Annotated in this window: 7 protein-coding genes; 4 read left to right on the forward strand and 3 right to left on the reverse strand. The window is 56.1% G+C overall.

The genetic code is table 11. From position 1 onward, the window contains the following. The coding region (locus tag AD949_RS00265; RefSeq protein WP_282955667.1) for a 1-deoxy-D-xylulose-5-phosphate synthase N-terminal domain-containing protein at positions 1-395 on the reverse strand (395 nt) is incomplete at its 3' end. A 408-nt stretch (positions 396-803) separates the two neighbouring features. Here AD949_RS00265 and hpnH point away from each other — a divergent pair. Beyond that, positions 804-2,021, forward strand: coding sequence for an adenosyl-hopene transferase HpnH (gene hpnH / locus AD949_RS00270; protein WP_048836920.1), 1,218 nt, complete (start codon positions 804-806; stop codon positions 2,019-2,021). Between the two features lie 264 nt (positions 2,022-2,285). After that, complete coding sequence (locus AD949_RS00275; RefSeq protein WP_048836919.1) at positions 2,286-3,584, forward strand: hemolysin family protein; 1,299 nt, start codon at positions 2,286-2,288, stop codon at positions 3,582-3,584. Between the two features lie 101 nt (positions 3,585-3,685). On the opposite strand, the gene AD949_RS00280 is transcribed toward AD949_RS00275, so the two are convergent. Further along, complete coding sequence (locus AD949_RS00280) at positions 3,686-4,717, reverse strand: alpha-E domain-containing protein (RefSeq protein ID WP_244463457.1); 1,032 nt, start codon at positions 4,715-4,717, stop codon at positions 3,686-3,688. Continuing rightward, the gene (locus tag AD949_RS00285) at positions 4,714-6,186 is read right to left on the reverse strand and encodes a circularly permuted type 2 ATP-grasp protein (protein ID WP_048836918.1); all 1,473 of its coding nucleotides are present in this window, start codon (positions 6,184-6,186) and stop codon (positions 4,714-4,716) included. The genes AD949_RS00280 and AD949_RS00285 overlap by 4 nt, the downstream gene beginning before the upstream one ends. Before the next feature lie 292 nt (positions 6,187-6,478). Here AD949_RS00285 and AD949_RS00290 point away from each other — a divergent pair, with 292 nt between their 5' ends. Further along, a complete protein-coding gene (locus tag AD949_RS00290) occupies positions 6,479-7,516 on the forward strand; it encodes a transglutaminase family protein (RefSeq protein WP_244463456.1) in 1,038 nt (345 codons plus the stop codon). Positions 7,517-7,567: 51 nt separating this feature from the next. Continuing rightward, a complete protein-coding gene (locus tag AD949_RS00295; RefSeq protein ID WP_048836917.1) occupies positions 7,568-8,653 on the forward strand; it encodes a zinc-binding metallopeptidase family protein in 1,086 nt (361 codons plus the stop codon). The last annotated feature ends 197 nt before the right edge of the window (positions 8,654-8,850 follow it).

An 8,850-nucleotide genomic window follows, 5' to 3' on the forward strand; every position in this document is an offset into this window, starting at 1 on the left:
TGCGCGGCCCCGAAGGGGTCATACTGACTCTCGGAGCGGCGGGTGAAGCCGGATAGGCCGCCGGGCTGGCGCAGGGTGCGGATGCGGTCGCGGCGTCCGGTGAGGATCTTGTGCGGATAGGCCTGATGGCCCACGTCCCAGATGACCTTGTCCGCCGGGGTGTCGAACACCGCATGCAGGGCCACGGTCAGTTCCACAACGCCCAGCGAGGCGCCCAGATGGCCGCCGGTAGTGGACACGGCATCAATGGTTTCGGCCCGCAGTTCATCGGCAATCTGCTTGAGCTGCTCAACCGAGAGGTTCCGCATGTCAGACGGGTAGGTCACCCGGTCCAGAGCAGGAAAACGGCCAAGGGTGGGAATCCGGGTAGCATTTTTGTCGTGAGAACTGTCCATGCGATCGTTTCCATCTTCTTTTGCGCAGGTAACAGAGCGCCGTGTCTGGGGAGAGACGCGGCGTTTCGTTGCCATGCAGTGTGTCTTAACGTCGCGCGAAAATATTTTCACACATCGCGATATAAGGCGTTTTGGTTTAATGTTTCAGGCCGGAACGCAAGCCTTTAAACAAAACTAACTCCGTATTGTGTCTTTTTTACAACAGGTTTTGAAAAAGGCTTGAGCTTGACAAAGTAGCCAACCTATATGCAGGCGAACAGTTCCATACGTGACTGTGCGCACCGCGCCTGCACTGGCCGTCCAACGGTGCGCAGGGGCCGGTTACTCGGCATGGTTGCGTTTTAACAAATTACGAAGTGTCTCACTCAGTATGATGCAGGCGTCTCACATGCGCCGGAGCGGGGGTTTATGGCCGTACCTATAATGCAGGCCGTCAGGGTCGGCAGTTATGTCGTCAAACAGCACATCACCGGGCGCAAGCGTTATCCGCTGGTTCTGATGCTTGAACCGCTTTTCCGCTGCAATCTGGCCTGTGCTGGCTGTGGTAAAATTGACTATCCCGCCGCTATTCTCAACCAGCGCATGACCGTGCAGGAATGTCTGGATGCGGATGCGGAAGCAGGCGCGCCCGTTATTGCTGTCGCCGGGGGTGAACCCCTGCTGCACAAGGAAATGCCGGAAATTATCCGTGGTCTGATTGCCCGGAAAAAATACGTCTATCTGTGCACAAACGCTCTTCTGCTTGAAAAGAAGATGGATGAGTATGAACCCTCTCCGTTCTTCTCATGGGACGTGCATCTAGATGGCGATAAGTCCATGCACGATTCCTCCGTCTGTCAGGACGGTGTGTATGAACGCGCCGTTGCGGCGATCAAGAAGGCCAAGGCCCGCGGTTTCCGTCTGTCCATCAACTGCACCCTGTTTGATGGCGCAGACCCCAAGCGCGTTGCCGCCTTCTTTGATGAAGTCATGGCGATGGGCGTTGACGGCATTATGACCGCTCCGGGGTATGCGTATGAACGCGCGCCGGATCAGGCTCACTTCCTCAACCGCCAGAAAACCAAGCAACTTTTCCGTGACATCTTCCGTCTCGGTAAAGGCAAGAAATGGCGGTTTACGCAGTCTCCGCTGTTCCTGAACTTCCTTGCGGGTAACGAGCAGTATCACTGCACGCCGTGGGGCAAGCCGCTGCGTAACGTCTTTGGCTGGCAGCGCCCGTGCTACCTGCTGGGTGAAGGCTATGCCAAGTCTTTCAATGAACTGATGGAAGACACCAAGTGGGACGATTACGGCACCGGAAACTATGAAAAATGCGCCGACTGCATGGTGCATTCCGGGTATGAATCCACCGCCGTGATGGATGCCGTGCGCCGCCCGTGGCACATTGCAAAAGTTGCTCTGTTCGGGCCGGAAACTGAAAAGCCGATGGCGCCGGAAATCTCCCTCGCCAACCAGCGGCCTGCTCAGTACGTCTTCTCCAAGCAGGTAGAAGAGCAGATGGAAGAAATCGCCGCGCGCAAGCCTGCCAAGGCTCCGCGTGTGAAGGTGATCCGTACAGACGCCGCCAATGCGGATGCCGCCCCCGCCAAAACGGATGCATCCGTGGAAGCGACCGCGGCAGACTGAGCCGTCTTCTGCTCAGCGACTCCATGAAAGGAGCGGTCCCTGCACGGGGGCCGCTCTTTTTTTATGGGGTCTGACCGGGCTGGAGCGGGCCTTTTTCCCTGATTTGTTGCTCTGGCAGGCATACGCTCCCTGCATAAGAATGTGGGGGAAAAACCTCTTTTCGCATAAGGGGCGGTCTGGCACGCATGGCCTGCGCCTACTGGCCTCTGAGGCCATCATCCCGTATCGTGCAGTTTCCTTCGTGACGCAGGGCCACCGCATTCCATGACTGTTTCTATTCTCGTTATTTTTCTGCTGGTTATTCTGAACGCCGTTTTCGCCATGGGAGAACTGGCGCTGATTTCGGTCAGAATGCCGCGTCTGGCCATTCTGCGGGAGCAGGGCATGCGGGGGGCCGACCGCGCCATGCGGCTGGCGGAAGATCCCCAGATTTTCCTGCCCACAGTCCAGATTGGCATGACTCTGGTGTCCATTCTGGAAGGGACATTTGGCGGTGTGCAGGTTGAAGCGCATCTGACGCCTCTTCTGGAAAAAATCGCTTTTCTCCGTCCCGTAGCGGCTCAGGTCTCCATGGTGCTGGTGGTTATCGCCATTACAGCCCTCATGCTGGTGCTGGGAGAACTGGTGCCCAAGCAGTTGGCCTTGCGTGAGCCGGAAAAAATGGCTGCCCGTCTGGCTCTGCCGCTGGAAATTCTGGCCAATGCCACGCGTCCGGTGGTGTGGGTGCTGCGTCAGTCTTCTAACGTCGTGCTGAAGCTGATGGGAGCAGGGGATGCCGTAAGCCAAACGCTGACGGAAGAGGAATTGAAAGCCTATATTGCGGAAGGCGCGCGGTCCGGCGTGCTGGAGCATGAAGAGCGCACCATGATCGAGCGCCTGCTCCGTCTGGCGGACAGACCTGTGCGGGCCATCATGACCCCGCGTAACGAGCTATACTGGATTGACCGCCACGCAGGGCGAGACGCGCTGATCAAGGCGCTCAAGCAAACAACCTACGCGCGTCTGGTGGTATGTGAAGGGGGCGTGGATAACCCGGTTGGCGTCGTGCTGGCCAAGGACATGCTGGACCGGATGCTGGATGGCATGCCTGTCTCCATAGAAGCCGGGCTGCGGCAGATGGTCGTGGTGCCGGACAGCATTTCCGCGCTGGATATGCTGGAGCGGATGCGCAGTATTTCTCTGGGCATGGCGTTTGTGTTTGATGAATATGGTTCGTTTGAAGGCGTGGTAACGGCGTCTGATCTGTTTGACGCCATTATAGGTGAGGCACGGCACGAATCCTCTCAGGCGATGGACGCATTTCATACCCCTACGCAGGACGATGTGCTGCTGATGGACGGCACGGATTCCGCTGATGAGGTGAAGGACCGCCTCGGTCTCCGCGCCCTGCCGGATGAAGGCAGTTACCACACGCTGGGCGGCCTGATTCTGGCGCTGCTCCGTCGTGTCCCGGCTCTGGGGGACAAGGTGGCGTATTCCGGTTGGTTGTTTGAGGTGCTGGAAATGGAAGGCCGCCGCGTCTCCCGCGTGCGTGCCAGCCGTCAGGTTCTGGCAGAAAACTGAAACCTGACAGAATAACCTGATAGAAAAGAAACGGCCTGAACAGTCATTCTGTCAGGCCGTTTTATTTATCTGTGCGGAAGAGCGTTCCGCGCGTTTCGTGCTTACTGCTGGCTTTGTGCGTGCATGATGCTGTCATGAGGGGTGACGGGCCAGAAAGCACAGGCGGTTTCCTGCTGTACCTGTGAAATCTGAATCTGAATCCACTGCATATATTCGTGCAGACCGCGGATGATAATGTCCTCCACCGTCTGGTCTGCCAGTGTGGCGCGCAGCTCCGCCATTCGTTCCTGAATAGGTGCGCAGAGACGACGCATGCTGCCATGCCCGGCCAGCATGCTGAGGGCGTTATCTACCAGACGCAGACTTGTGGACAGGGAACGCGGAAACGCATCGTTCTTTAACAGAAATCCTACGACATTGGCCGGCGTTGTTGTGACAGGTTGCTGACGGCGAAAGGCATGATACGCAGCGGCGGAGCGCAGGATGGATGCCCACTGCGTCAGATCAATGTCGGACCCAACCGGCTCATGGCCCGGCAGGAGCGTGTGGTAGCGGATGTCAATCAGGCGAGTAGTCTGGTCGCCGCGTTCCAGATATTTGCCCAGCAGATAAAACAGCCATGCCTGATCCCGGTAGAGGGTGCCTTCCGTAATGCCAAAATGGCTCTGACACTCCTGTTTCAGGCGGTTGCAGAGGTCATAGAGGCTGTCCAGCCGAATATCGGAGGGCTGAAGTTTCAGCACCCAGCCGGTAAAAACGTTAAGCTGCGTCCACATTTCCGTTGAAATCAACGGGCGGACGGCGCGCGCATTTTCCCGCGCGGCATGGGCCATGGCTTTGATGGAATTGGGGTTTTCCTTCTCTGTCACGTAAAAGGTGACGACATCGGTTTCCGTAACACTCTGGTGGCGGGCGTAGAAACACTCTTCATCAGAATTGATCTGGAGGATGGTGTCCCATCCCGGCTGGCCATCAGGTCCGCGCACAAAGCTTTCGGTGACTTCCAGAAGCCGGGCCAGATTTTCAATACGCTCCATATAGCGTGCCAGCCACATCATGCTTTCCCCATAGCGGGATAGCAGAGTGTTCAGGCCGGGCTGCATGGAGGAAAAATTAGCGGAAATTTCAGTCATGATGCCAGCACCCACGTATCTTTTGACCCACCCCCCTGTGAGGAGTTGACGACAAGTGACCCTTTACGCAGCGCCACGCGGGAGAGCCCTCCCGGCAGAACCCATGTGGAGCGGCCTGTGACGGCAAAAGGGCGTAGGTCCACATGACGTGCTTCCACACCCTGCGGGCATAAAGTTGGGGAGACGGACAGGTTAATGACCGGCTGGCTGATATAATTGCCGGGGTTGTCTTGCAGCTTGTGGCGGAACTCCGCCAGTTCTGCCTGCGTGGCGTGCGGGCCGATCAACAGGCCATAACCGCCGGATTCCCCAACAGGTTTGATCACCAGCTTGTCCATATTGGCCAGCGTGTAGGCCAGTCCGTTCGGTTCCGCGCAGATATGCGTCTCGACACTTGCCAGAATTGGTTCTTCATCCAGATAATAGCGGATAATGCGCGGCATGTAGGCATAAACGGCTTTATCATCCGCAACCCCGGTGCCCAGCGCGTTGGCGATGGTGACATTCCCTCGACGGTAGGCTTCCACCAGCCCCGGCACACCCAGCATGCTATCCGGGTTGAAAGCCAGCGGGTCCAGAAATTCATCATTCAGGCGGCGGTAAATAGCATGAACAGGCCGTAACCCGGCCACCGTGCGCATGAAGACACGGTGGTTTTCCACCACCAGATCCTTCCCTTCCACCAGCGGCACGCCCATCTCGCGTGCTAGAAAAACATGCTCAAAATAAGCAGAGTTATAAATACCGGGAGACAGCAGAACGACCTGCGGGTCCAGCACTCCTTTAGGGGAGACTTCGCGCAGGCTTTGGTGCAGCTTTAGTCCGTAATCCTCCACAGAACGGAGGGGGAGGCCCGCAGCTAGATCCGGCATAAGCCGCAGCATCATATGCCGGTTTTCAATAACGTAGGACACGCCAGAGGGCGTGCGGGCATTATCTTCCAGAATCAGAAAGCGGCCGCTCTGGTCACGGATCAGATCCGTGCCGTTAATATGCACATACACGCCGCCGGGTACATCCAGCCCGACCATTGCCTCACAATAATTCGGGTTTTTCAGAACCAGATCCGCGGGAATAATACCGTCACGCAGGATGGCGCGATCATGATAGATATCGTGCAGAAAAAGATTGATGGCCTGCACACGCTGCTGCACGCCGCGCTCAATATGGGTCCATTCCGCCGCAGTGATGATGCGGGGAATGACATCAAATGGCAAAACTCGGTCTATCGCTTCCTTGTCGGAATAGACGGTAAAGGTAATCCCTAGCCGATACAGCTGTGTTTCCGCCGCGTTCGTGCGATGCCGCAGGTCTGCCAGACTGAAACGGGCTAGACGGTCCCGCACATTCTGTAAGGTTGGGGGGGCGATTTCCTTACGGTTCATCAATTCGCAAAAAAAATCCGGAACGTCGTAGGCTGCAAAAACCCCTGCTGTCTGATCGGGGGTATGGCGTGGTGCGTCATTCATATCCTGGTTCCCGATATGAGGTCCGGCACTCTGGGCGACGGTAAGAACCTGCGCCGCTGCATGCCGTTTCGTTACGGTTGATTACCTAACACGAGCAGGAATTAGAGGGCTTGCCAAGCGGCAAAACGGCAATTTGTTTTTTTATTGCAATATTTCGTACAAGGGCTGGCTTGTCAGGGAGCAATGCTGATAGCGTAGAGACTTTCATGCGCTCCAACCCGCTTTTCCTGTATTGCAGGAGGAGAAAGGCAGAGCGTTTCAGTATGAGCAAGGTGTTCAAGGCCGTCCCACCATGAGTTCATATGTTATGCTGACTCACCAGACCCGATACCGGTATGACCGGCCTGTTTTTCTAGGTCCGCAGATCATCCGGCTTCGTCCGTCCCCCACGGACGGAACGCCAGTGCGTGCCTATGCCCTGCGGGTCGAACCCTCAGAATGTAAGCAAACATGGCAGTGCGATCGTTTCGGTAATCACATAGCAAAAGTGATTTTTTCTGAGTGTGTGACCTCTTTTGACATCATGGTACGGCTAGAAGCCGATCTCACACCCAGAGATCCTTTTGATTTCACACTTGCACCTGTAGCCCGGTACTGGAGACCGCCTGCCGCGCTCGCGGCTCTTTTACAGAACACTCTGGAATTACAGAATATTCCAGAGCCGCTGCTTTTTCAGCAGCAGGTTATGCAGCAACAGCAGGCCGGTTCTATTTCTGTTCAGCATCAGGCGCTGGCAGCCTTACAGGCGTGTGCGCAAAGCCAATTTTATACGACCGAAGAACAAGGCGAGTTAGAATCTTACCGTTCGACGTCCCTCGTCGGACCGCATCTCCATGCATTTTTGGCGGACTGGGTGGCAAAAGCCCCTCATGACACGCTGGAGATGCTGGTGGCGCTTAACCGTGCTCTGGCCGCGCGCGTTAAATATCAGGTGCGGCTGGAACCCGGTGTTTGGAGTCCAGAAGAAACACTGAGTCGTGGCGCCGGGTCTTGCCGTGACAGTGCGTGGTTGATGATCGCCGTGCTGCGGCATCTGGGTTTTGCCGCCCGTTTTGTCTCGGGTTATCTAATTCAGTCTAGCCAGACAGCGGAAGGGGAGGAAACTCTGACCTGTGACCTTCATGCTTGGGCAGAGGCCTTTCTGCCCGGCGCTGGGTGGATAGGGTTTGATACCACATCGGGCCTGCTGGCAGCACAGGGCCACCTGCCCTTGGCGGCAACACCGTCCCCGGAACAGGCGGCCCCGGTTTCAGGTTTGCTGGATTACTGTAACGCCACGTTTGATGTGTCCATGCAGTTGGACCGGCTGGTGATGCCCGACGTCGCCTAACCTTGCTGGTTTTTCTTGCGTTAGAACTCTGGACGCATGAGAGTGATCAGCATGAGACTTTTTACCTGTCAGTCCTGTGAGCAGATTCTGTTTTTTGAAAACACAGCCTGTGAACATTGCAAACATCAGCTTGGTTATCTTCCGGGGCTTTCAGTGCTGTCCGCGCTGGAGCCGGTGGAAGGCGGCCTGTGGCGTCCGCTGGAGCCGCGCATTCGTCAGGCTGAACTGGCTTACTGTGCCAATCATGCGTATAATGTGTGTAACTGGATGACCATGCCCAACGGGGCCGGTACGCCATCCTTCTGCTTTGCCTGCCGTTTTAACCGCATCATTCCCAATCTGGAAAAGCCGGAAAATTTGGAACGCTGGCGTAAGTTAGAAGTAGCGAAACATCGTTTGTTCTACACGTTGTTGCGTCTAAAACTTCCAATGAAAACCCGGCAGGAAGACCCGCAAGGTGGTCTGGTTTTTGATTTTCTGGAAGACGCCGCAGATGGCTCTTCTACAGTCATGACGGGCCACGATAACGGGGTTATCACAATTGCCCTGCGCGAAGCGGATGATGCCTGCCGTGAGCAGATGCGCGTGGAAATGGGAGAATATTACCGCACCCTTCTAGGGCATTTCCGGCATGAAGTGGGGCATTATTACTGGAACGTTCTGGTGCGGGATGCCGGGCGGCTGGATGCCTGCCGCGCTGTGTTTGGGGATGACCGGGCTGATTATCAGCAGGCCTTACAAACCTATTATGACAATCCGCCATCGCAAGGCTGGCAGACGCATCATGTCAGCGTGTATGCCACCTCTCATCCGTGGGAGGATTTTGCGGAAACATGGGCGCATTATCTGCATATTGTCTCAACACTGGAGACAGCATGGGCCTATGGTGTATCGATCAGCCCCACACTGGCCGGGGCCACACCCTCTTATTCTCCACGGCATGGAAATCCTTATACCGAGGCGTCTTTTGATGAAATCATGCAGGCTTGGCTACCGCTGACATATGCCGTCAACAGTCTAAACCGGTCTATGGGGTTGCCTGATTTTTATCCCTTTGTCCTGACACAGGGTGTTGTGGACAAACTTTCTTTTATACACATCTTGATTCGGGAAACGCAGGCCTTACGTTCTTGCTGAATTCTGTTGAAAACCACGGCAGGAAGGGGGAACCTGCCGTGGTAAAATCTGCTTAGTGTGTTGCGATGGTTTCGGCTTGAGGTGCCTCTTCCATCAGATACGGCCCTCCATTCAGGATCTGCAAGGACAGCATTGCGATGGTTTCCGCATTGCGGTGGCCGAGGTCAAGCACGGCCTGCCCGGTTGTCCAGCGGCAT

Origin of the sequence: Acetobacter orleanensis, from assembly GCF_001581005.1 — a bacterium.
Classification (GTDB): domain Bacteria; phylum Pseudomonadota; class Alphaproteobacteria; order Acetobacterales; family Acetobacteraceae; genus Acetobacter; species Acetobacter orleanensis.

Excerpts from the sequence above, each read along its gene's own strand:
- hpnH (WP_048836920.1), top strand. The coding sequence starts at position 804 with ATGGCCGTACCTATAATGCAGGCCGTCAGGGTCGGCAGTTATGTCGTC.
- AD949_RS00275 (WP_048836919.1), top strand. The coding sequence starts at position 2,286 with ATGACTGTTTCTATTCTCGTTATTTTTCTGCTGGTTATTCTGAACGCC.
- AD949_RS00280 (WP_244463457.1), bottom strand. The coding sequence starts at position 4,717 with ATGACTGAAATTTCCGCTAATTTTTCCTCCATGCAGCCCGGCCTGAAC.
- AD949_RS00285 (WP_048836918.1), bottom strand. The coding sequence starts at position 6,186 with ATGAATGACGCACCACGCCATACCCCCGATCAGACAGCAGGGGTTTTT.
- AD949_RS00290 (WP_244463456.1), top strand. The coding sequence starts at position 6,479 with ATGAGTTCATATGTTATGCTGACTCACCAGACCCGATACCGGTATGAC.
- AD949_RS00295 (WP_048836917.1), top strand. The coding sequence starts at position 7,568 with ATGAGACTTTTTACCTGTCAGTCCTGTGAGCAGATTCTGTTTTTTGAA.